19 protein-coding genes and 1 riboswitch are annotated in these 24417 nt (G+C 63.4%); of the genes, 6 read left to right on the forward strand and 13 right to left on the reverse strand.

What is annotated here, in order from left to right; genetic code table 11:
• The first annotated feature begins 6 nt into the window (after positions 1-6).
• Positions 7-570, forward strand: a complete 564-nt coding sequence (locus tag DyAD56_RS22720; RefSeq protein WP_199179094.1) for a nitrate reductase cytochrome c-type subunit — start codon at positions 7-9, stop codon at positions 568-570.
• A gap of 2 nt (positions 571-572) precedes the next feature.
• Complete coding sequence (locus tag DyAD56_RS22725; RefSeq protein ID WP_102305104.1) at positions 573-1172, forward strand: cytochrome c3 family protein; 600 nt, start codon at positions 573-575, stop codon at positions 1170-1172.
• Positions 1173-1317: 145 nt separating this feature from the next.
• On the opposite strand, the gene DyAD56_RS22730 is transcribed toward DyAD56_RS22725, so the two are convergent.
• Entirely contained in the window at positions 1318-1737 is a 420-nt protein-coding gene (locus DyAD56_RS22730; RefSeq protein ID WP_102305105.1) for a VOC family protein, read from the reverse strand.
• 198 nt (positions 1738-1935) lie between these two features.
• Positions 1936-2044, forward strand: a riboswitch (glycine riboswitch).
• 38 nt (positions 2045-2082) lie between these two features.
• Between DyAD56_RS22730 and gcvP the strand changes: the two genes are divergently transcribed.
• Complete coding sequence (gene gcvP / locus DyAD56_RS22735; RefSeq protein ID WP_102305106.1) at positions 2083-4974, forward strand: aminomethyl-transferring glycine dehydrogenase; 2892 nt, start codon at positions 2083-2085, stop codon at positions 4972-4974.
• 70 nt (positions 4975-5044) lie between these two features.
• Here gcvP and DyAD56_RS22740 read toward each other — a convergent pair whose 3' ends face one another.
• Positions 5045-5476 (reverse strand): hypothetical protein, encoded by a 432-nt coding sequence (locus DyAD56_RS22740; RefSeq protein ID WP_102305107.1) that lies wholly within the window; start codon positions 5474-5476, stop codon positions 5045-5047.
• A gap of 504 nt (positions 5477-5980) precedes the next feature.
• Here DyAD56_RS22740 and DyAD56_RS22745 point away from each other — a divergent pair.
• Entirely contained in the window at positions 5981-7300 is a 1320-nt protein-coding gene (locus DyAD56_RS22745) for a carbohydrate-binding protein (RefSeq protein WP_102305108.1), read from the forward strand.
• 312 nt (positions 7301-7612) lie between these two features.
• On the forward strand, positions 7613-7996 hold the full coding sequence (locus DyAD56_RS22750) for a hypothetical protein (protein ID WP_102305109.1): 384 nt from the start codon (positions 7613-7615) through the stop codon (positions 7994-7996).
• A 148-nt stretch (positions 7997-8144) separates the two neighbouring features.
• Here DyAD56_RS22750 and DyAD56_RS22755 read toward each other — a convergent pair whose 3' ends face one another.
• The 11 genes from DyAD56_RS22755 to DyAD56_RS22805 all read right to left on the reverse strand — a co-directional run bounded on the left by DyAD56_RS22755 (position 8145) and on the right by DyAD56_RS22805 (position 23068).
• On the reverse strand, positions 8145-10799 hold the full coding sequence (locus tag DyAD56_RS22755; protein WP_102305110.1) for a M1 family metallopeptidase: 2655 nt from the start codon (positions 10797-10799) through the stop codon (positions 8145-8147).
• Between the two features lie 189 nt (positions 10800-10988).
• On the reverse strand, positions 10989-12281 hold the full coding sequence (locus DyAD56_RS22760; RefSeq protein ID WP_102305111.1) for an adenylosuccinate synthase: 1293 nt from the start codon (positions 12279-12281) through the stop codon (positions 10989-10991).
• 182 nt (positions 12282-12463) lie between these two features.
• On the reverse strand, positions 12464-12649 hold the full coding sequence (locus DyAD56_RS22765; protein WP_102305112.1) for a DUF2065 domain-containing protein: 186 nt from the start codon (positions 12647-12649) through the stop codon (positions 12464-12466).
• A 13-nt stretch (positions 12650-12662) separates the two neighbouring features.
• A complete protein-coding gene (gene hflC, locus DyAD56_RS22770) occupies positions 12663-13532 on the reverse strand; it encodes a protease modulator HflC (protein ID WP_102305113.1) in 870 nt (289 codons plus the stop codon).
• Positions 13529-14728, reverse strand: a complete 1200-nt coding sequence (gene hflK, locus DyAD56_RS22775; RefSeq protein ID WP_102305114.1) for an FtsH protease activity modulator HflK — start codon at positions 14726-14728, stop codon at positions 13529-13531. Before hflK ends, hflC begins: the two co-directional genes overlap by 4 nt.
• Before the next feature lie 198 nt (positions 14729-14926).
• On the reverse strand, positions 14927-16243 hold the full coding sequence (hflX, locus tag DyAD56_RS22780) for a ribosome rescue GTPase HflX (RefSeq protein ID WP_102305115.1): 1317 nt from the start codon (positions 16241-16243) through the stop codon (positions 14927-14929).
• Positions 16244-16436: 193 nt separating this feature from the next.
• Positions 16437-16703 (reverse strand): RNA chaperone Hfq, encoded by a 267-nt coding sequence (hfq, locus tag DyAD56_RS22785; RefSeq protein WP_102305116.1) that lies wholly within the window; start codon positions 16701-16703, stop codon positions 16437-16439.
• A 167-nt stretch (positions 16704-16870) separates the two neighbouring features.
• Positions 16871-17815, reverse strand: coding sequence for a tRNA (adenosine(37)-N6)-dimethylallyltransferase MiaA (miaA, locus tag DyAD56_RS22790; RefSeq protein ID WP_102305117.1), 945 nt, complete (start codon positions 17813-17815; stop codon positions 16871-16873).
• 48 nt (positions 17816-17863) lie between these two features.
• Positions 17864-18619: a carbonic anhydrase family protein gene (locus tag DyAD56_RS22795; protein WP_102305118.1), complete on the reverse strand. Its 756-nt coding sequence runs from the start codon at positions 18617-18619 to the stop codon at positions 17864-17866.
• A gap of 125 nt (positions 18620-18744) precedes the next feature.
• Complete coding sequence (locus DyAD56_RS22800) at positions 18745-20901, reverse strand: S46 family peptidase (RefSeq protein ID WP_102305119.1); 2157 nt, start codon at positions 20899-20901, stop codon at positions 18745-18747.
• Positions 20902-20995: 94 nt separating this feature from the next.
• Positions 20996-23068: a hypothetical protein gene (locus DyAD56_RS22805; protein WP_233202816.1), complete on the reverse strand. Its 2073-nt coding sequence runs from the start codon at positions 23066-23068 to the stop codon at positions 20996-20998.
• Positions 23069-23271: 203 nt separating this feature from the next.
• Between DyAD56_RS22805 and tdh the strand changes: the two genes are divergently transcribed.
• A complete protein-coding gene (gene tdh, locus DyAD56_RS22810; RefSeq protein ID WP_199041576.1) occupies positions 23272-24306 on the forward strand; it encodes an L-threonine 3-dehydrogenase in 1035 nt (344 codons plus the stop codon).
• The last annotated feature ends 111 nt before the right edge of the window (positions 24307-24417 follow it).

The following is a 24417-nucleotide window of genomic DNA, read 5'->3' on the forward strand; positions in this document are numbered from 1 at the left end:
ACGACGATGCGAAGCAAGCCTTTCACTCTCATCATGGCGCTGGTGATTCTGGTGGCAGCCGCTATCGGTTTCGCCGTGGGCAGGAAATCCGCACCCGAGCCACAGGTGGTAACAACGGAATCGGTATCCCATCCGGCCGTTGCGAGCACGGCAGAGCCCCTACCAGCTGGCGACCAGCTCGATGGCATCCGCCGCGGCGCGCCCGTCAATCAAGAGATTGCACCACCACTGATGGCGCGCGTCGAGAACACGGACGTCAAACGCAACCGTGCCTACCCGATGCAACCGCCGACCATCCCGCACTCGATCGACAACTATCAGATCGACAAGAATTCCAATCGCTGCCTGCTCTGCCATTCGCGCGCCAACGCAGACAAGTTCCAGGCACCGCCAGTCAGCGTGACTCACTACATGGACCGCAACGACCAGTTCCTCGCCACCATCTCGCCGCGTCGCTACTTCTGCAACCAGTGCCATGTGGTGCAGACCGACGCCAAGCCGCTCGTCGCCAACACCTTCAAGGACATCGACACCATCCTGTCCGAAGAACAAGACAAGAAGGCGAACTAACCATGTGGCAGCGACTCAAGGGTTGGCTCGTCGCACTGTGGCGAACGGCTCGGCGTCCAAGCATCCATTACAGCTTGGGCTTTCTCACGCTCGGCGGCTTCATTGCTGGCGTGCTGTTCTGGGGCGCGTTCAATACCGGACTGGAAACCACCAATACCGAGGCGTTCTGCACCAGTTGCCACGAAATGCGCGACAACGTTTTCCAGGAACTGAAGACAACTATCCATTACACCAACCGTTCCGGCGTGCGCGCGAGCTGCCCCGACTGCCACGTGCCACACAAATGGACGGACAAGATCGCCCGCAAGATGCAGGCGTCGAAAGAAGTCTGGGGCAAGCTCTTCGGTACCGTCGACACGCGCGAGAAATTCCTCGACCACCGCCTGGAACTGGCCGAGCACGAATGGGCGCGATTGAAAGCGAACGATTCGCTGGAATGCCGCAACTGCCACAACTACACGTCGATGGATCTCACGCGCCAGTCCACCCGCGCCGCCGAAATCCACAAACGCTGGCTGGGCACGGGCGAGAAAACCTGCATCGACTGCCACAAGGGCATCGCCCACCATCTGCCTGATATGACGGGGATTCCGCAGGGCTGATCGTTGGCGCTCCTACCCCATCGTGCCCAGTCCAACCTGCGCCCTGCCCCAAGGACTACCAGGAACGGGCACCAACGGCCGACAATCACGGGCAAGATTTTGCGGCCGCCAAGTGAAAGGTGCGGTGCCGAGCGGCCAATGACACTCAGCCGTGCGGCGGCCCTTTCAGCTCGACCATGTTGCCCTGCGGGTCGTATAGGTAGATGGACGGGCCCTCGCCCTTCGCCCCGTAGCGCGAGCCAACCTCGCCCACGCGCACGCCGTGCGTGTTGAGGTGGGCCACGATGGCGGCCTCGTCATAACCCTCCACCTGCAGGCAGAGATGGTCCATGTTGTGCCCTTCCTGGCCCGGGCCTGCCCCGCCAAGACGACCCAGTTTGCTGTCCAGCGCCACCAGGTCGATCAGGGAATCACCAGCGCGAAGCTGCACCAGCCCGATTTCGTCCTGCCGCCGCTCCTCTTGGCACCCCAGCACCTCGCAATAGAAACGCTGCATCGCGGCCACGTCGGCCACGCGCAACACCACGTGATCGATCCGGGCAAGCTGGAACGGGGGCTTGAGCATGATGGGACTCCAGGCGGGCCTTTCATCTTATGCCGGCTGAGACCCGGGCCACACCGTGGCTGAAGCCATGGCCTGCCGGGGAGGCAATCGGGGCCAAGGCGCCTTATAATCGTCGTTTAGCGTGTGGTGGGAGAAGCGGTGCGAACCGCTGCCGAAGGCGCAACGCCCGTAATCGCTCAGGCCCCATACCATCACCCGCACCAACACTCTGGAGAGACCGGTTGAATCCGGCGCCGAAGGGGCACGAAGCCTGGGGCCATTGAGCCCGGTCTTCCAAACTCTCAGGCAAAAGGACAGAGGGGCGCTTCGCGTGCGGCTTGCACGTTTCTTACGGACGCCCCTGCCATGAGTCAGAACGCCAACCCTTCCCTGCGCGACCTCGAGCACCACGACGCCTTTATCGAGCGTCATATCGGCCCCAACGACGCAGAAGTCGCCACCATGCTGGCGCTGCTGGGCTACGACTCGCTGGAAGCGATGACCGACGCCATCGTGCCGGGCAAGATCAAGTCGCCGGCACCGCTGGCGCTGCCCTCCGCGATCACCGAAGTGGAAGCGCTGGCCAAGATCCGCGCCATTGCCGACAAGAACCAGGTGTTTCGCAGCTTTATCGGCCAGGGCTACTACGGCACGCTGACCCCGAACGTCATCCTGCGCAACATTCTGGAGAACCCGGCGTGGTACACGGCCTATACGCCGTATCAGGCGGAAATCTCGCAGGGCCGCATGGAAGCGTTGATCAACTTCCAGACGATGTGCGCGGACCTCACCGGCATGGAGATCGCCAACGCGTCCCTGCTCGATGAAGGTACCGCCGCCGCTGAAGCGATGACGCTGGCCAAGCGTTCGTCCAAATCCAAGTCCAACCTGTTCTTCGTTTCCAACGCCGTGCACCCGCAGACGCTGGAAGTGATCAAGACGCGCGCCGAAGCGATGGGCATCGACCTGCACATCGGCGACGACAGCGAAGCCACCAGCATCGACAGCTACGGCGTGCTGCTGCAGTACCCGAACACCTTCGGCCAGATCAATGACTACAAAGCCCTGGCCGACGCGGTGCACGCACGCCACGGCGTGGTCTGCGTGGCCACTGATCTGCTCGCGCTCACGCTGATCGCCGCGCCCGGTGAATGGGGCGCCGACATCGTGGTCGGCAACACCCAGCGTTTCGGCGTGCCGTTCGGCTTCGGCGGCCCGCATGCTGCCTTCATGGCTTGCCGCGACAGCTACAAGCGCTCGATGCCGGGCCGCCTGATCGGTGTGTCCATCGACTCCGAAGGCAAGCCGGCCTACCGCCTCACGCTGCAGACGCGCGAACAGCACATCCGTCGTGAGAAGGCCACCTCCAACATCTGTACCGCACAGGTGCTGCTGGCCGTGATGGCCAGCATGTACGCCGTGTACCACGGTCCGGAAGGCCTGGTGCGCATCGCCCGCCGCACGCATCGCCTGGCTGCGATCCTGTTCGTGGCGCTGCGCCAGGCTGGCGTCGCTGCCAACACCCACTTCTTCGACACGCTGCACGTCACCGGCGTGGATGCCGCCGCGCTGCATGCGAAGGCACGTGCCGCCGGTTTCAACCTGCGTGCGATCGACGCCAGCAGCGTCGGCATCAGCCTTGACGAAACCACCACCCGTGCCGACGTCATTGCGCTGGCTACGGTGTTCGGCGCCTCGATCACCGACATTGATGCACTCGATGCCAGCGTGCACGACGCCCTGCCGCCCCAGCTGGTGCGCAAGACCAAGTTCATGACGCACCCGGCGTTCAACACGCACCACAGCGAGCATGAGCTGCTCCGCTACATGCGTTCGCTGGCCGACAAGGACCTGGCGATGGATCGCACCATGATCCCGCTGGGCAGCTGCACCATGAAGCTCAACGCCACGGCTGAAATGATTCCGGTGACGTGGCCGGAATTCGCCAACATCCACCCGCTGGCCCCGGCCGACCAGGCCACCGGCTACAAGCAGCTCATCGACGAGCTGGAAGCCATGCTGGTGGAATGCACCGGCTACGACGCCGTCAGCCTGCAGCCAAACTCTGGCGCCCAGGGCGAATACGCCGGCCTGCTGGCCATTCGCGCTTACCACCGCTCGCGCGGCGAAGGCCACCGCGACATCTGCCTGATTCCGGAATCGGCGCACGGCACCAACCCTGCCTCCGCGCAGATGTGTGGCATGCAGGTGGTGGTGACCAAGTGCGACGCGAACGGCAACGTGGACGTGGCCGACATTCAGCGCGCCGCCGAGAAGTTCAGCGACCGCCTCGCCGCGCTGATGATCACCTACCCGTCCACGCATGGCGTGTTCGAGGAAGACATCGTCAAGATCTGCGAGATCGTGCACGAGCATGGTGGTCAGGTGTACACCGACGGCGCCAACATGAATGCGCTGGTCGGCGTCGCCAAGCCGGGCAAGTGGGGTTCAGACGTCTCGCACCTCAACCTGCATAAGACCTTCTGCATTCCGCACGGCGGTGGCGGCCCGGGCGTCGGCCCGTGTGCGGTGAAGTCGCATCTCGCCCCGTTCCTGCCGCGCACCTTCGGCGGTGAAGGCGACGTCGGCATGGTGTCTGCGGCGAGCTTCGGCTCTGCCTCCATCCTGCCGATCAGCTGGATGTACATCACCATGATGGGCGAAGGCGGCCTGCGTCGCGCCACCCAGATCGCGCTGCTTAACGCCAACTACATCGCCAAGCGCCTCGCGCCGCATTACGAAACGCTCTACACCGGTCGTAACGGCCTGGTGGCGCATGAGTGCATTCTCGACCTGCGCCCGCTCAAGGACGCCACGGGCATCGGTGCGGAAGACGTAGCCAAGCGCCTTATCGACTTCGGTTTCCACGCCCCGACGCTCAGCTTCCCGGTCGCCGGCACGCTGATGGTCGAGCCGACCGAAAGCGAATCGCAGTACGAGCTGGATCGCTTCATCGACGCCATGATCCAGATCCGCGACGAGATCCGCGCCGTGGATGAAGGGGTACTTGACCGCGAGGACAACCCGCTCAAGCACGCACCACACACCGCCGTGATGGTGTCGGCCTCCGAGTGGACTCACGCTTACACCCGTGAGCTGGCTGCCTTCCCGCTGCCCAGCCTGAAGTTCCAGAAGTACTGGTCGCCGGTGGCCCGCGTGGACAACGTCTACGGCGACAAGAACGTGTTCTGCAGCTGCGTGCCGGTGGAAGCGTTCAAGGGTGAGATCGAAGCGTTCAGCGAACCGAACGTCGCCTGAGCATTCTTCGGGTAGAACGAAAAAGGGCTCCGCATGCGGAGCCCTTTTTTGTTGACGCAATCGCGTGACCTCAGCTGTTTGCAGGCGCCGGCTCCTGCGCGCTGGCGACAAGCATGCGGTGGTACGCGAACGTGCCACGCACCGCATTGATGAAGCATACGAACAGCACGATCGCCATGAGGATGCCGACCAGCGCCAGGGGTTGCGTGGTGAACTGGAAGATCTTTTCCACCGTGAACAGAACCAGCCCGGCAATCGCAAAGGCGCGCGAGCGTCGACGGATGCGCCATGCGATGACCGCGAACACAACGGCATCGACATAGGCGAACGGATCGATGCCCATCACGTTGTGACTGGAAAATGCACTGATCGTGGCAAACAGCGTCGCCACTGCCGCGACGAATACGGCGGCCCAGAACCCTTGGTTCGCGGCCTGCTCCGCATCTGCCATGTTTCCGAATGACGGCCAGTACCAGCGCTCCTGCTTGTAACGCGTAGCCATATTTCTCCCCCCGTGGTTTTCCGTGGACGGCAAGGCGCGCCGCCCCGGCGAGGCTACAACCTGCCCACCGTGCGTTCCAACCGGCCGCCGGGCCAACCTTCACGCAAAGACAACGTTGTCAGGAAATTCCTGTCTAAGGCCGATGGACGGCCAAACGCCCCCGATTTGAGTTGCACTGCATCAAGGCACTGACCCGATAAAAACGCTTTTAGCGGCATCACTTCGCTGCAATGCAGAAGAAAAATGCTCAAAAACGGCCTGATTTTCACCGTACAAAGCCGATGACAACCGTGTTTCAGATTCACAACAGGCGTCACAGTTTGTGCCTGCCATTGAGGACAACGTTGTCATTTAAGGACAACCTCAACGACATTGCCCGGCATTGGCACACCGTGGCGAGCAGGGATGCAGGGAACTTAAGGGGACCTCTACCAAGGGATGCTGGTCGTTTGCCAGGGACACACCTTCCGCCTCAGTGATGCAACACAACCAGGAGACGCTTCCATGCAATTGAAGAAGTCGGTTGTTTGGTTTCGCACCGCACTCAACGCCATCGGCACCGCCACGGGCGGCGCCATGGCCATGAGCCTGATGACGCTGGCTCCGGTGCAAGCCGCGCACGCACAGTCCACCTGCGCCGCGGCGTGGAGCGCCAGCTCCGTCTACACCGCAGGCATGACGGCGAGCGAAAACGGCACCAATTACGTCGCCAACTGGTGGACACAGGGCAATGACCCGGCCACCAACAGCGGCGGTTCGGGCTCCGGCCAGCCGTGGACCTCGCAAGGCTCGTGTACGGGCGGTTCGTCCGGTGGCGGTGGTACCGGCGGCGGCGGCACGGGAGGCAGCGGCCCGGCAAATCCGCCCGGCACCGGCTCCAAGCTGTTGTTCAGTCCCTACAAGGACGTGACGATCAACCTCAACTGGAACACCAACATCATGCAGACGGCGGCGGCGACGGGTTCGTCGATCCCCGTGGTCGGCAGCGGCAGCCTGTACTCCAATTACGTAACCAACCTCAGTGCGATCACCCTCGCCTTCGCCACCGGCGAATGCGGCAGCGAGAACTGGGGCGGCATACCGGGCGCGACCTTTGCCAGCGCCAACATCACCGCACTGTCGAGCGCCGGCCTGCCCTACGTGGTGTCCACCGGTGGCCAGGCGGGCACCTTCACCTGCGGCAGCACCGCAAACTTCGCCACCTTCCTGTCGCGCTACATGTCGCCGCAGATGGTGGGCGTGGACTTCGACATCGAGGGCGGCCAATCGCAAGCCGACATCACCAACCTCGTCGCCGCCGCCGTGTATGGCCAGTCGCTGTATCCCAACCTGCGCTTCTCGTTCACCGTGGCCACGCTCGGCGCGTCAGACGGCAGCTACGGTGGCGTGAACAGCCTGGGCGACTCCGTGGTGAAGGCGGTCAAGGCCTCTTCGCTCACCAACTACACCATCAACCTGATGACGATGGACTACGGCGGCCCCAGCGCCAGCGTCTGCGTGGTGTCGGGCGGAGTGTGCGACATGGGCCAGTCCGCCATCCAGGCCGCCGTGAACCTGGAACACACCTACGGCATTTCGCCGAACAAGATCGAGCTGACCCCGATGATCGGCGTCAATGACGTGTCGAGTGAAAACTTCAGCGTCGCTAACGCCGACGCCGTCACCAGTTACGCCGTGTCCAACGGCCTGGCTGGCATCCACTTCTGGTCGCTCGACCGCGACACACCGTGCAACCAGAGCACCGCCTCGCCGACCTGCAACTCCGTGTCCACCAGCACACCGCTGCAGTACACGAAGCGGTTCCTGAGCGACCTGGGTCGATAAGGAACACCGGTCCCCCGGCTTGCGCTGGGGACCGGCCAAGCCTCTGCCCACCCACGGGTGCCGCATACGTGCGGCGCCCGTTTTTTTAGGGGGCACCCTCGTCTCCGTAGAACCTTTTCAACCCATCAACCGCAAGACTGTTGCAAACTAGCGCATGGAGCCCTGGCAACCACGGACCCGGCTCCGCCCCTACGCCACAGCCAGTGATGTATCGCCATGCAAGGACCTGCACCCTTTCCCGCCCCGCCGCCCATCCCGAGCCGGCCCCTTCCGCCTACTCCGCCCGTACCATCGCCCAAACCACGCCGCGCCATGCCCCTCTGGGTAGGCATCCTGTTGGGTGCTGTGCTGGCCGTCGTGCTGCTGGTCGCTGGCCTCGGCTGGTGGGGAATAAACCTCTTCATCGGACAGGCCACCACGGCCATGACCGAGCACCCCGTCATCCAGCGCTGCATTGGCAAAATCGACAACGTCTCGTTCGACATGGTGGCCACCGGTAACGATTCGCGCGAGGACGGTTTCGCTTTTCGTGTACGTGGCACGCGCGGCTCCGGCCTCGTGGATGCCGTATTCACCACGACGGATGCCGACCACGAACAGATCGACGCCGGTGAGTTGCATTTGGACAACGGCAAGACCGTGTCGCTCGACCCCGACAGCGAAGACGACGACGCCCTGGATCAAAGCTGCCCTTGAGTCTGCTTGATGGCTGCGGCGATGGCCTGATCAACGTTCTATCGCGTTCAGCGCCACTCAGCCTGACCCTCGATATCCCAACAAAAAAGGGCCTCGCTAAGCGAGGCCCTTTTTGCTTATCAGCGGCTCGTCATTCGACGAAGACAGATCAACCGCCGTTCTTCGCCAGCCACGCATCCACGTCCGGCAAGCGATCATTGCGCACCATGATGCGGTACTTGATGTTCGCCACCGCCGTCTCGGCATCGCGACGCGAGCCGGGCTCCAGGTACTGGTTCGCATAGGCGTTGATCTTGTCGATCATCGCCGGGGCGAACGAGCTGCGGCCAAGCGCGGGGTAGTAACGGCTACGCGAGCTGCCATCCACAACCTTGTCGACTTGCTCGCGGTGCGCGAGCGCGAAGTCAAAAGCAAGTTCCGGATACTTGCGGGAGACAACGGTGATCATGCCCGCGCTGTTGGTGGCGCCCGGCTCGTCCGTAAGGGCGAGGTCTAGCGCGCGCTGCGCGAGTGCCTTGTCTTCGGCGACGGCGAGCAGCGTGTACAGGCGGTCCTTCACCTGAGGTGTCTTCTCGGCCTTGGCTTCCTCGTGCAGCTTGTCCCACGTGGCGGCGTCGGCGTGATGCGCGACCACAGAGAGGATGGTCTTGCGCAACGCAACGGGCACCGCTTTGGGATCCGTCGCCTGCGCTGCATAACGGCGCTGCGCCTCGGCCACCACAGCCGTGTCGTTAAGACCGGACAGCACACTGATCAGATGGGTGCGCAGGATGGTGGTCGGCCCACTTTCATCCGGCTTGGCTTCCCAGCCCACGCGCTGAAACTTGGGGGCCAGCAGCTTGACCGCGAGGGCGCGGAACGCGGCCTGGCGCTTCGCATCGCCGTCGTAGTATTCATCCAGACCCGAAAGGTCACCGGCAATCTCGTCCCAGATCTGGGGATCGGCATCAAGCGGAGTGGCCTTGGCAAGATCGAGAATGCCAGACGCCGGCTGCAAGCCCGCCATGCCCAGCGCCCAGGTGTCACCCATCAGGCCGAGCTGGTCGACCGGGGCGATCTTGGCAAAGTCCTTCTTGATCGCCGCAAACTGCGTCGGTGCGTAAAGCGTGCGGTAGTAGCCGCTCTGCCCTGCGTTCACCAGCAACGTGCCACAGCCCGGTACGGTTAGCGTGGCTTCGCCATCGACCACGGTGCTTACCGCCTTGCCACCCGCCGCGCGCGCAATGACGGGTACGTGCCAGCGCAGCGGCTGCTTGTCCGGGCGATCACGGGTGAATTCACCCTGCGTCAGCTTGAGCGTGGTGGAGTGCTTGGTGCATGCACCCGCTTCCACACGAATGAGGGGAATGCCCGGCTGCAGCGTGAAGTCATGGGCAATGGTGGTGATCTGCTTACCCGGCGCAGCTTCATCCATCGCGCGCCACAGGTCGTCGGACACCGCGTTGCCGTAGGCATGTGCCTTGATGTAATTGCGCACGCCGGTGCGCCAGTTTTCTTCGCCTACATAGGCTTCGAGCATGCCGATGACCGACTCGCCCTTGGAATAGGTGATGGCGTCAAACGCCTGGCTGGCCTGATCCACGGTTTCCACATGCTGCACCACCGGGTGCGTGGTGACCACCGCGTCGCGAGACATCGCCGACTCGCGAGCGCCAACGGTATCGCTCAGCTTTGTGTTCCATTCCGGATGCAGGCGTGCCGTGGTGCGCGAAGCCATCCACGAGGCAAAACCTTCGTTGAGCCACAGGTCGTCCCACCAGCGCATAGTCACCAGGTCGCCGAACCACTGGTGCGCCATTTCGTGCGCAGCGGTGCCGAACACGTTCTGCTTGTCCTGCAGTGTGGAGAACGACGGGTCGAGCAGCAGCGCGTACTCGAAGGTGTAGATGGCACCCCAGTTCTCCATGGCGGAGAAGAACTGGCTGCTGCCCGGCGAAGCAATGTTGTCCAGCTTGGGCAACGGGTACTTCACGCCGAAATAATCGTTGTATTCCTTCAGCACCGCCTTGCCCGATTCCAGCGTGAAGGCGCCCTGCGACGACAAGCCCTTCTGCGTGATCACGCCGATCTCGGTGCCGTCCTCGCTGGTGGTGACGCGATCGAAATCACCCGTGCCGAAGAACAGCAGATACGTCGACATCTTTGGCGAGGGCTGGAACGTCACCAGGCTCAGGCCGTGACCGACATCCTTCTTCGACGCCACCGGCATATTGCTCACCGCCATCTGGTCGGATGGCACGGTAGCCGTCAGGTTGAAGGTGGCTTTGTAGTTGGGCTCGTCCCACGACGGAATGAAGCGGCGCGCGTCGGAGTTTTCGAACTGCGTATACAGCGCGCGTTGCTTGCCGGCCTTGGTGTCGTAGTCGATGGCGAACAGGCCGTTGGCCTGCGTACCGATCTTGCCGGTATAGCTCATCGCCAGCTTGTAGCTGCCCGCAGGAACTGGCTTGTCAAAGGTAAACGTGGCGGTCTGTGCCTTGTCATCCACCACCACCTTCGGCGCCTTGAACGAACCCTTGCCCGAGACTGGCGTCAGCGTCACCGAGGCAAAGCGCATGTCCAGCGCATTGAGTGTGATGCTGCTGGTGGGCGTCAGCACGTCGACGTCAACGGTCACCTTGCCATCGAAGCTCAGCGTGGAAGCGTGCGGAACCACTGAAACGTCATAGTGGGTTGGGCGCACGTCACGCGGCAACTGCGTGGTGGCCTGCGCCGATGCCGGTGCATCCTGCGCTATAGCAGCGCCAGCGGACGAAAAGCCGGCCAGAGCCAGCGCAATGGCGGATACCAGTCGAAGTCGCATATCGGGTCCTTGCGAAGTGGGTTCGGCCCCATCCCCCGGGGCACAGGGCAAAAGCTCATGATGATGCGACAAGCACCGCCCGCCGGGCAGCGCCGTTAGTCACGATCGCAGAGCAATGTGCCTGACAGACGCCCAAACAAAAAGCCCCGCTTACGCGGGGCTTTTTGATCAGACCATGAGACGGGACGATCAGGCGAACGGATGATCCAGCACGATGGTGTCGTCGCGGTCGGCGCCGGTGGCGACGAGCGAGAGCTTGCAGCCCGACAGTTCTTCCACCGCGCGCAGGTAGGCGCGGGCGGCGGCGGGCAGCTTGTCCCACTCGCGGATGCCCGCGGTGGATTCGTCCCAGCCCGGGAATTCCAGGTACACCGGCTTGCACTCGTCCCAGCCGTCCGCATCCAGCGGGGCCAGCTCACGGCGCTTGCCGCGGTATTCGTACGCGATGCAAACCTTGATGGTCGGCAGGCCGTCCAGCACGTCGAGCTTGGTGATGGCCAGGCCGTTGATGCCGTTGATCTGCACGGCGCGCTTGAGCGCGACGAGGTCAATCCAACCGCAGCGACGCGGACGGCCGGTGCTGGCGCCAAACTCGTTGCCGACCTTGCGCAGGCGTTCACCCATCTCGTCGTGCAGCTCGGTCGGAAACGGACCGCCACCGACGCGCGTCGCGTAGGCCTTGCAGATGCCCAACACGTAGTCGATGTCGCCCGCGCCCACGCCGGTACCTGCCAGCGCGCCACCGACGGTGGTATTGGACGAGGTGACGTACGGGTAGGTGCCGTGGTCGATGTCGAGCAGCGCGCCCTGCGCACCTTCAAACAAGATGTGGCCGCCTTCCTTGCGCACGTCGTGCAAGATGGTGGCGACGTCGTCGACCATCGGGCGGATGAACTCGCCATAGGCCAGGGCATCGTCCAGCACGGTCTGGAAATCCACCGGCTCGGCCTTCAGCCACTGGGTGAGGATGAAGTTGTGGTACTCGACAGCAGCCTTCACCTTCTCCGGCAACTCGTGCGGGTACATCAGATCGGCGACGCGCACGCTGCGGCGAGCCACCTTGTCTTCGTACGCCGGGCCGATGCCGCGACCGGTGGTGCCGATGGCACTCTTACCGGCGGCGATTTCGCGCGCCTTATCGACAGCAATGTGGTACGGCATGATGAGCGGGGTGGCCGGGCTGATCTTGAGGCGCGAACGCACTTCCACGCCCTGCGCTTCCAGCTCTTCGATTTCCTGCTTGAGGGCCTGCGGCGACAGCACGACGCCGTTGCCGATCAGGCAGAGCGCGTCGTCACGCAGAATGCCCGAGGGGATCAGGTGCAGCACGGTCTTCTTGCCACCAATGACCAGCGTGTGGCCGGCATTGTGGCCGCCCTGGAAGCGAGCGACGGCTTTGACCTCTTCGGTCAGCAGGTCGACGATCTTGCCTTTGCCTTCGTCGCCCCACTGCGCACCAAGGATGACTACTGACTTGCCCATGATGATCTTGCTCTCGTCAATTTGAAGAATCGGGTGCCCCAAGGGGCCAAATTGCCAAGGGAACGTTTCAACCTTGCCAGCGCGGGCTGGCGACCGGCGTCCACTCACTCGCGAACCACCGGAAGGACGATCACGCATCCCTGAAACCGTGATGGGTTGAGCGGCCCATCCGCCGCATTAACTCAATGCATCAGTTGCAATGCCGCCAGGCCGATAACGATGGCCACGGCGCCAAACAGGCGTAGTGCTCGCGGGCTGAGTTTCACCGCCTCACGCATGGTGGCTTGCCAGCCACGCGGCGCGGCGAACAGCACCAGTCCTTCGATCACCAGCACCAGGCACAACGCGCCCAGCAGTTCACGCCACATCACTCGTCACCACTCAGTGACGGGGCGATGCACCATCGTTGAAATACTTCAGGAACTCCGAATCCGGCTTGAGCACCAGCACGCCCTTGCCGTCCTTGAACGAAGTACGGTACGCGGTCAGGCTTCGATAAAACGCGAAGAACTCCGGATCCTGACCGTAGGCCTGCGCGTAGATGGCCGCGGCCTGCGCGTCACCCTCGCCCTTGACCTTGGCGGCGTCGCGATCAGCGTCGGCCTTGATCACCTGCGCCTGGCGGTCGGCATCGGCCTTGATGGTTTCAGCCGCCTGCTGGCCGGTGTAACGCAGCTCGTTGGCGAGCTGCGCACGCTCGGCGCGCATGCGCTTGTAGACCGACTCGCTCACTTCGTCCGGCAGGTCGATGCGCTTAATGCGCACGTCGACCACAGCAATGCCCAGGTTCTTGCGGGCGGCGGCGTCGGTTTGCTTGCGCACGCGCTCAGTCACGTCCTTGCGGCCGGCGGAGACCAGCTCCTGCAGGGTGCGACCGTTGAACTCGAAGCGCAGCGCATCCTTCACGATAGGCGTGAGGCGGTTGGCGGCCTGCAGCTCGTCGCCCGCGGTGGCACGGTAGTAGGCAGCGTTATCGGCAATGCGCCACTTCACGTAGAAGTCGACATTGACGCTCTTCTTTTCCGAGGTGAAGTAACGCTCGGGCTGCGCTTCCAGGGTGAGGATGCGATTGTCGAACGTCATCACTTGCTGGATGAACGGAAGCTTGGCGTGCAGACCCGGCTGGTCGCCGGTGCGCACGATGCGGCCGAACTGCAGCACGAGCGCGGTCTGACCTTCGTGCACCACGAACAGGCTGTTGAAGCCGAGCAATACGATCAGCACGGCGATGATGGCTGAGCCTAACTTCATGGCTGCTTCTCCTTGCCGCCGCCGAGGCTGCTGTCGCTACCCGCCGATTGCATGACCGAACCCACACCCTGCAGTTCCTTGCCGACCGTCCGGTCCAGCGGGAGATAGATCATGTTGCGGCCGCCGGAACCATCCAGCACCTTGGGATTGTTGGACATCACATCCTCGACGGTTTCCAGCCACAGGCGGCGACGGGTGACGTCGGGCGCGGCTTTGTATTCCTTGAGGATGAGGTTGAAGCGCGACGCATCACCCGTGGCGGTCGCCACGCGTGCAGCGGCATAACCCTGCGCTTCGGCGGCAATGCGCGAAGCGTCACCACGCGCGACCGGCACGACCTGGCTGGAGTACGCGCGAGCGTTGTTCTCGGTGCCCTGCTTGTCTTCGCGAGCGGCGTTGACGTCGTCAAAGGCGTCCTTCACTTCCTGCGGCGGGGCCACGTTCTGGAAGCTCACGTCGGTCACCATCAAGCCGGCGTCGTATTCATCCAGCGTGGCCTGCAGAATTTCGCGGGTCTGCTGCTGCAGCGTGTCGCGGGTCTGCGCCTTGGCGGATGCCGGGATGGCAGTGGGTATTGCGGTCGCCACCGAGGGTGCCGAGGATGCAGCGGCCACGCTGCTTGCCGGCGCAGGTGCCGGCGCGGCCGGTATGGCCTCGGTGCCCTGGCTGGTGAGGATGTTGTCCATCACGTTGGCGCCCACCACCGTGCGCACGGCAGCCTCAGCGGCCTGGCGCAGCGTCTCTTCCGGCGGACCGCTCAGTGAGAAGAGGAACTTGCGGGCATCCGACACCTGGTACTGCACGTTGAAGTCGACGGAGATGATGTTCTCGTCGCTGGTCAGCATGCGCACCTTGTCCGACACCGAACGGATCTCCGTGGTGCCGACCTTGGTGACGGTTTCTATGGGGCTGGGCGCCTTGAGGTGGAAACCCGGCTGCAGCGTACGGGCGTACTTGCCGAAGCGCAGCACCACGCCAGCCTGACGGGCATCGACGATGGTGAAGCTGCTCATGCCTACCCACACGATCACGAAGGCCAGCAAGATGGTGAAAATGCCGCCGGCACCGCCACCGAGCTTGCCGAAGCGGTTGCGCAGTTGCTTAAGCATGTCCTCCAGCCCCGGCTTGTTGCCGGTCTGGCGATTCCTGTTCCACGGATCGCGTTGCCCGTTGTTACCGGGTTCGTTCCAGGCCATGGTCAGTCTCCTTGAGGCCGCTGGGAGGCCGGCAGCTTTGGCCGGAAAACGCTTTGAACGGGTTGGGACATGGTCTCGGGTGCTTGTCGTCGCAAGTGTGCCGTCCAGGCCCTGATGGCCGCACAAACGCCGTTGATTCTACCAGACCCGGACGACGATTCCTCACTCGCAGGGCGCCTTCCAGCGATGAGGAGCACCTCACAAGACCTCGGACTCTTCTACGGTGCCCAGTAAGTCTTTGAGCAGCGCCGCCTCGGCCGCGCCCCCGCCGCTAAGCGGGGCAATGACACTACGCGGCGCATCAATGGTCAGGCGCCAGCCTTCTTCGTCCACTTCTTCACCGACAATGGCACCGGCCGCCTTGAGGCGAGCATGCAGGCGCCCTGCCGAGTGCGGCAGCCGCAGTTCGGACTGGACGCGATCGCCACCGAGCAACTCCCCCAACGCCTGCCGCAGCAGATCCAGCCCCTGTCCGCTTGCGGCCGACAGCCAGACGGTGGTGGGACGACCTTCGCCGTCGCGGTCGATACGCGGCTCGGTGCCGGCGAGGTCGATCTTGTTCATCACGCGAAGCTGCGGCAAGTCGCCCGCGTCGATCTCCTCCAGCACGCTGTCGACCACATGGGCGAGGCGCCCGCGCTCCTCGTCGGCCGCATCGCTCACGTGCAGCAGCAGATCGGCGTCGCGCGCCTCGGCCAGGGTGCCGCGGAACGCCGCAACAAGGTCGTGCGGCAGTTCGCGGATAAAGCCGACCGTGTCCGCCAGCACTGCCGGGCCGCAGGAAAGGCCATCCAGCTTGCGCACGGTCGGGTCCAGCGTGGCGAACAGCAGGTCGGCGGCGAACACCTCGCCTTCTGTCAGCACGTTGAACAAAGTTGACTTGCCGGCATTGGTGTAGCCCACCAGGGCGACCCTTGGCACGGTGTTGCGCAGACGCGCACGACGCTGCTGCACGCGCTGGGTCTGCACCTTCTCCAGGCGTTTGCTCAGCATCTTCACGCGCTCGGCCAGCAAGCGGCGGTCGGTTTCCAGCTGAGTTTCGCCGGGACCGCGGTTGCCAATGGCGCCGCCGCGCTGGGCGTCAAGGTGGGTCCAGCCTCGGACCAGCCGGGTAGCCAAGTGCTTGAGCTGGGCCAGTTCCACCTCGAGCTTGCCTTCATGCGAACGCGCGCGCTGCGCGAAGATGTCCAGGATCAGGCCGGCGCGATCCACCACACGGATACCGAGGTGCTTTTCGAGGTTGCGCTCCTGCACGGGCGACAGGAGATGGTCGATCAGCACCAGGTCGGCGCCCATGGCGCGGGCCGCCTCGGCCACCTCGTCGGCCTTGCCGGTACCGATGTAGTAACGGGGATTGGGCACGTCGATACGTGCCGGAATGCTGCCGAGGATGTCGGCGCCGGCCGAACGGACCAGTTCGGCGAATTCTTCGGCGCGCCGGGCCGAATCGCCCTCGCCGCGTGAATGCGGGAGAACAAGGAGGGCGCGTTCGCCTTTCTTTTGACGATCAAACACGAGGGCGGAAAGACCTTTATAGAGACGCCGCGCCCTGAGCCCAGGCGGACCCACGGCGCGAATCGGAGTGGAAAGTGTATGTGCATAAGCCGTCGGCGGATAACACCGAGGCGCCTTCCCTACTCAGATGGGTCCTGGGACGCACTGATCCAACCCTGTGGATTGGATTAGAGCGTCTCCGCCCCGCGTTGAATTAAGCTTCCGGCTCTACCGTAGCCGAGCCTTCGCCCTGCCCCTCCTGGCCGTTGCCCATGCGGACATTGCGGCTGGGTACCACGGTGGAGATGGCGTGCTTGTAGACCATCTGGCTCACCTGGTTACGCAGCAGGACGACGAACTGATCGAACGATTCGATCGTGCCCTGCAGCTTGATGCCATTCACCAGGTAGATGGCGACCGGAACGCGCTCGCGGCGCAGTGCATTGAGAAATGGATCTTGCAACGATTGCCCTTTGGACATTTCTTGTTCTCCCCTCGCAACGGACAGACCGGGATAAAAGACGCATGACGCGCCCCGGTCCAAGGCCGAGGAATATTAACCACTTTTAAATCGTTGATGAAAGGGCAAATGCGCGCTTTCATCATGTGTGAAAAAGACGTTTAGAAAATGCTGCGTGGCACTATGCACTAATTACCTACGAATAGCGCCATCGCATCGGTGGCGATACGCTGGCTATCCGGCCTTTCTGGATCGATCACCCGCGCGTCGAGCTCGCTGCGCAGCCAGGTGATCTGCCGCTTCGCCAGCTGACGCGTGGCGAAAATACCGCGATCGCGACATTCCGCGGCGTCCATTTGGCCGTCCAGGTATTCCCAGGCTTGGCGATACCCCACCGCCCGGATGGCGGGAAGATCGGCATGCAGGTCGCCACGTGCACGCAGCGCACGGACCTCGTCCAGGAAACCGTCCTTGAGCATGGCATCGAAGCGTTGAGCGATCCGCGCGTGCAACGGCGCCCTGTCGGTCGGTACCAGGGCCAGCTTGAGCACACGCCACGGGAAGCGCTCTCCGCTTCCGCCTCGCTGCTGCTCGGACAACGGACTCCCGGTGAGTTCGATCACCTCCAGCGCGCGTTGGATGCGCTGCGCATCATTGGGCCCGATGCGTTCCCCCGCCGCCGGGTCCAGCTGACGCAACCGTGCGTGCAAGGCGGGCCATCCCTCCACCGCGGCTTCCGCAGTGAGGCGCTCCCGGATGGCCTGATCAGCCTCCGGCAACTGGGACAGCCCTTGCTGAAGGGCCCGAAAGTACAGCCCCGTGCCACCGACCAGCAAAGGCACCCGACCCTTTGCCGTGATGTCCTGCATCGCGGTCACGGCATCGCCGCGGAAATCCGCGGCCGAATAGGGCGCGGCCGGATCGCGGATGTCGATCAACCGGTGCGGGTAGCGCGCCAGCGTCGCTGCATCGGGCTTTGCTGAGCCGATATCCAGGCCGCGATACACGAGCGCCGAATCGACGCTTATCAAATCAACCGGAAAACGGTCACTCAGCGCGCAGGCGAGCGCAGTCTTGCCCGACGCGGTCGGGCCCATCAGGAACACGGCGAGCGGGCGCTGATCGATCGGCATCCGCCCATTGTAACGGTGAACCCAACTAATGCCCGTAGCAGCGCTGCCTCAGGCGTAAAACTCCACCTGGCCACCCACGAGGTGATACATCGACCCGACGATCTTGATCTTGCCGTCCTTCTCCAACCCAGCAAGCACGTCGCTGCGGCGCCGTATCTCGTCAACGGTGTGGCGGACATTGGTCGCCGCCACGGCATCCACAAAGGCGTCGTTCTTGCTAGACCGTTCGCCACTGAACTGCGTGGCGTCCACCGCCGGCCTGATTTTGTCGAGCAGCCCCGTCAGGTTGCCCAGTTTGGCGCCGTCGATCGCTCCTTTGATGGCACCGCACGCGGTATGCCCCATCACCAGCACAACCTTGGCCCCAGCGAGAGCGCAGGCGAACTCCAGGCTTCCCAGCAGATCATCGTTGGCAATGTTGCCGGCGACTCGCCCGGTGAACGTCTCGCCAATGCCGGTATCCAGGATGATCTCCGTGGGTGCGCGCGAGTCGATGCAGCCAAGGATCACGGCAGCGGGATATTGCCCGGCGGCACTAGCCCGCTTCTGCGCCAGATAATCGTGGCCCTGCATCTTGCCCGCACGGAAGCGCTGGTTGCCATCCTTGAGCATGGCGATGACCTGGTCCGGCGTCATCGCATCGCGCTGATCCTTGGTAAGCGCCCCAGCCTGCGCGAGTCCGGGCAGCAGCCACGACGCCCCACCGATGACAGTAAAAGCAGCTGCACCAAGAGTCGATGTCAGCATCGTACGGCGCGAGGTGTCCACCGCACCCGCGCAACAGCTCTCGTCTTGATGATTCATAACGCCCCCGAAGCGACATGAGTTGCTTACTTCGCGCTGGGTGCGATGAAACGGGTGTGAACCCTTCCAACCGCGCCCCTATAGAAGCGCATTTGTGCGCTTCTATAGGGGCGGAATGAAGCTAATCAGTGCGCGGGCACACCCATTTCCTTCAACAGCTGCGGTGCCGGATAAACCTTGTCCATCAGCCAGCGCATGTAGCGCAGGTCGACGTGGATGGCACGCTTGTAGCGCGGGTCGAACATCCAGCTCGCGCTCACCGCTTCCCAATTGCTGTCGAAGTTGAGACCGACCAGCTCGCCCTTGGCATTGAGCACGGGCGAGCCCGAGTTGCCGCCAGTGGTGTCCAGGTTGCTCAGGAAATCCACCGGCATGGCGCCCGTCTTCGCATCGGCATAACCCTCGTAATCGCCCTTGGCGATGGCATCAAGCAAGGGCTTGGGTGCATCGAACGGCGCAACGCCGGTGTTTTTCTCGACGATGCCGGTCGTAGTGGTCAGCGGTTCGTACGACACGGCATCGCGCGCCTTCAGCGGCGTGACCTTGCCGTAGCTCACGCGCAAGGTGGAGTTCGCATCCGGGTACACCGCCCTACCCTGTTTCTCGCGGTAGGCGATGAGTGCGTCCATGTATGCGGGGCGCAGATGCAGCAGGTCGCCCTCACGGGATTTGCGCTCGCTCTCCACGCGCAGCAAGGCCGGTTGCAACTGAGCGGCGAGCGACAACAACGCGTCACTGGACTTGGCCACCGACGCCGGATCGGCCTTCAGCCAGGCCAACCGCTGCGTTTCATCGCCAAGTTGCGTAGCGCCGTAGACCTGGTCGAGCTTCTGCGACAAGGCCTCCGGCGTACGCCCGAAAACGGCATCGAATTCCGGCAGGCGTTGCGCATCGGGCAGCTTCTGATAACGCGTGAGCAGCGCGGTAAGCAGCCGCTTCTCGATCAATGGATCGTAACGGCGCTGCACTTGCCTCAATGTGCCAGCCATCAGGTCTTCATCACGCACCTGATAGCCCGCTTCGCGATGTGCATCGGGGTTTCCGCGCTCGTAAGCCAGGCGTTGCAGCATGATGGCGGAGCGCATCAGCTGCGTCTGCGATTGCATCAAGGTCAGCAGCACATCGCGCTCGCGCGTAGCGTTGGCTGAGGCAACCAGTTGGTTGACCTGATTGATCTGCGGACGCAACGTGGCGGCCTGCGGCTGGGCCGCAAGCCATGCCAGCATGGCGTCCTCATCCTTGCGCCGCACGGCAACGGCATCGCTGCGCTTGAGGCCCTCCAACTCGCCTTCGAAGCGCTTGATGCCATTCTTGAGCGATTGCAGTTGCGAGGCGTAACGGATAGCCGCCTGCCGATCGTCGCGCCCAGTGTCCTCGATGATGTGCTGCAGTTGCTGCATCATTTGCACCGTGGTCGGTAGGCGCCACTGCACCTGATCAGCAAATTCGGCCGCCGTACGATGGCGATAAGTGATGCCGGGATAACCGGCAAGCATCACGAAATCCCCTTCGCGCACACCCTCTTGAGCTACCTGCAGGTGCGCCGGCGGGTGATAAGGAACGTTGTCCTTAGCGTAGTCGGCCGGCTTGCCGTCCGGCCCCACGTAGGCGCGCAGCAACGTGAAGTCGCCAGCGTGGCGAGGCCACACGAAGTTGTCCACCTCGTCGCCATAGTTGCCGATGGCGCGCGGCGGCGCGTATACCAGGCGCACATCGCGCAGCTCGAGTTGCTTCACCAGATAGAAGTCGCGGCCGTAGAACATGTTGACTACGCTGCAGCGCATGCCTTGCTCGCGCTCGCATTCGGCCACCAACGTCTTGCTGATGGCGTCCACCGCGTCGAAGTAAGCGCGCCCCGTTTTGCCCTTGGCTGCCGCGAGCACCTTGTCGCTGACTTTGTCGAAACCGGTGGTGACGCGCAGGCGGAAATCGGGATTCGCCGGCAGTTCTTCCACGCGCTCGTGCGAAACGAAGCCGTTCTGGATCAGATCGCGCTGCGCGTTGCTGTTGTACTGGATGACGCCAAACGCCACGTGGTGGTTGGTCAGCACCAAACCGTCGTCGCTGACGAAGGAGCCGGTGGCGCCACCGACCTTCACCACCGCACTGAGCGGTGCCTTGGTGAGGTCGGCCAGATCCGACGGATTGCCCTGGAAACCGGCAGCGCGAAGCGACTTGCCGATGGAGGGCAACTGCGAAGGCATCCACATGCCCTCATCGGCCTGCGCGGCGGGGGCCAACACCATGGTCATCGCCAGACCCAACTTCTTCCTCAAACGCATGGGTGTCTCTCTACATCATTCGCAATAAATTGCGACATTAGAACGAAGCGGCTGAGTTCGGCAACGCCGCACCGTACACGGCATCGACCAAGGATCATTGGCAGGAAGACGCCCCGCTAGCCGTCTCCGGAGGCGGCAAGGCGAGGAACACCGTGCTCCAAAGCTGCGCGGCGTTGGACTCGTCCTCATGCGCACCTTCTGCGCCGAACGGCTCGATACGGTAGCGGCCATTGCTATAGGACCAGGACCACAGCTCCGACGTACGCATAGCGCCGGCTGCACAAATCCCGCGCCATAGCTCGGTCTGTGCAGCGGTCAGATGTGCACGGGTGGTGGCGGGCAGATCGGTGCGCGCCAACTGGCGCTTCAGTCCGGCGGCCATGATGGCCTGTTGCCAAGCCCAGATCACCGTGCCGTGATAGGCGTTGTTGCCAAAGCGCGACCACACGTCGCGATCGGCATACGCGGGATTGGCCACCACCATGCCCGCGTCGGTCATCAGGCCTGCCGGAAAGGGGCGCATCAGGGTGCCAACGTCACGATCCAACGTGGCTGCATCCGGCTGACCGAACAGCAAGCCGAAGCCTTCATCGGAGTTGAGCACGGGAACCGGATGGCCCTGGGCGTCCAACGAGATCGCCGGAAACTGCAGCGCGCCACTGCCCAGCGCCTTCAGCGCCGGTGCGTCCGCCACGCCGATCTGCTTGGCGTAATCGCTCACCTGTTGCGCGGCGCGCTCGCTGGACAGGTTCACAGTGAACAGAGCACTGGCGTGGCGCTCCCAGCCGCCAGCGCTTGCAGCAGCAGTCCGCAGACGCTCGCGCTGCGCCGGCGTGGTGTAGTCATCCAGCAGGCCCGCATCGAGGAACTGGCCGATCGCGCGCAACGCGGCGGGCATCCATACGGCGTTGACGTCGTAAGGGTAACGTCCCCGGCCAATGCCCTCGTTGCTGTCACGCCACTGGCCGACCTGACTATTGGGCTTGAGCGAGACCAGATTGGTATAGACCGGCTGTCGCGCGAAGGCCTCGCTGCTGGCAGCGACAAACAGCAGATTGCGCACCAACGCGTCGCCCTGCCGCTGTGCATCGACCTTGCCGGCAAGGAACGCCCGCGCGCCCGCGCGACCACGCGGGTCTTCCAGCAGCCAGGCCGCGGCGACTTGCGGCAGCATGTAGTCGTCATCGACCATGACATAGTCGTAGAGCGGCGTGGCCGAGGGCTTGCCCAAGTCCTTGAGATGCTGGAGCACCGCAAACTCGCCGATGCCTTCCTCATGAGCGACCTGCCCGTCAGGTGCGAGCCGCGCGAGCACCGAGGCGATGCCGGCATCTACGGCCCCAGGCTGCAGCACCGGCATCAGCAGGCGCAAGGACATCAGGGTATCGCGTCCGAAATAGGTATCGAAGCGCCAAGAGCCGGCGAGGAATTTCTCGCGATAGCTCAGGAACTGCAGCGCTTGGCGGCTGCGTGCGTCGGGCTGTGCCTTGTCGTTGAGTAAATTGGTGAACGGAGTCAGGGGCGTCTCGCCCGTACTCGCTTCGATATGCAGACGCACCGCCTCGCCAGCATGGTCAGGATGCAGCACGATGTGCTCACCCTCGCGAACGAAGCGGCCGTTATCTGCGGTCAACGCGATGGCGTATCCCGGCGCGCCGTCCACCCTCTGGCGCTGCCAACGCACGGAACGCTCTGCCAGCTCGGGCTTCGCCACGATCTGCGGCGTAGCAGCCGCCTGCCGGGCAAAGCCCTGCCCCAGCTGGTAATCGCGCAACACACGAATGCTACCCAGCACGGCGTCCTTGATCACCAGAGTGTCACCCGTGACGGTGGCCCGGGCGACGATGCCATGCCAGGCGTGACCATCCACGGTGTGACTCTGGCCCGTCACCGAATCCAGGGACCATCGCACCGGTGCGATGGTCGGCTCGAACCAGATGCCTGCACCGCTGTTGCCGGCAGGGAACGCCACCAGCACGCGTGGCTTGGCGCCGGAATTGAGCAACAGATGGGCTGCGACATCGCCTTGCTGAAAGAAGGCGTTCTCGATGTTCCCCTCGGTGATGCGGAACTGAAGCGGTGCCGCCGCTGCTGGTGGCTGGGGCTGAACGGCCCATGCGGCAGGCCATGCCACCAGGCTGGCAACCAGCACCAGCGAAGAAGCCACCGTGTGCCACCGGTTTGTCCGCCCCGTCTTTCCACCCCACCGACCCATCATGTCCAAACGCATGCTCCCCGCTCCGTTCAGTGACGCATAAAATTGCGACAGTAAAAGCTGGGGGCCGGATCGGCAACGTTGCAGTGCACGAAGCCTCAGCCCCACCCGGCTTCTATAATGTCTGTTTCCCCGCCCTTCCCCACGGAAATCCCATGCCTCAGATGATGAAAGCCCTGGTCAAGCGCAACCCCGAACAGGGCATCTGGATGGAAGAAGTGCCTGTTCCCGAGGTCGGCCCCAACGAGGTGCTGATCAAGATGGAGAAAACCGCTATCTGCGGTACCGACCTGCACATCTATAAGTGGGACGACTGGTCCCAGCGCACCATCAAGCCGGGCCTGACCATCGGCCACGAATTCGTTGGCCGCATCGTGGAGATCGGCCCGGGCGTGACCGGCTACAAGATCGGCGACCGCGTGTCGGCCGAAGGCCACATCGTGTGCGGCCACTGCCGTAACTGCCGTGCCGGCCGTCAGCACCTGTGCCCCAACACCATCGGTATCGGCGTGAACCGCAACGGCGCGTTCGCCGAGTACATGACCATGCCGGCCTCGAACCTGTGGCCCATCCCGGACCAGATCCCGTCCGAGCTGGCTGCCTTCTTCGACCCCTACGGCAACGCTGCGCACTGCGCGCTCGAGTTCGACCTGATCGGCGAAGACGTGCTGATCACTGGTGCTGGCCCCATCGGCGTCATCGCCGCGGGTATCGCCAAGCACGTGGGCGCCCGCAATGTGGTGGTCACCGACATCAACGACTACCGCCTGAAGCTGGCGGCGGACATGGGCGCCACGCGTGTGGTGAACGTGGCCAACCAGTCGCTGAAGGACGTGATGAAGGACCTGCACATGGAGGGCTTCGACGTAGGCCTGGAAATGAGCGGCAACCCGCGCGCCTTCAATGACATGCTCGACTGCATGTACCACGGCGGCAAGATCGCCCTGCTCGGCATCCTGCCCAAGGGCGCCGGCATCGACTGGGACAAGGTGATCTTCAAGGGCCTCACCATGCAGGGCATCTACGGCCGTCGCATGTACGAGACCTGGTACAAGATGACCCAGATGGTGCTGACCGGCTTCCCGCTGCAGAAGGTGCTCACACACCAGATCCACATCGACGACTTCCAGAAGGGTTTCGACCTGATGGATGCCGGCAAGTGCGGCAAGGTCGTCTGCTCCTGGAGCTGAGCGTAACCTGTCACACCTTGGCGTTTCTGCAGAAAATGCCATGCTGAAATCTCGGCCGCCCTAGTACACTCGGGCTTAGGGCGGCCGACAGAATCGCTGGGATTGTGAAGG

Source organism: Dyella sp. AD56 (assembly GCF_002878475.1).
Lineage (GTDB): Bacteria > Pseudomonadota > Gammaproteobacteria > Xanthomonadales > Rhodanobacteraceae > Dyella.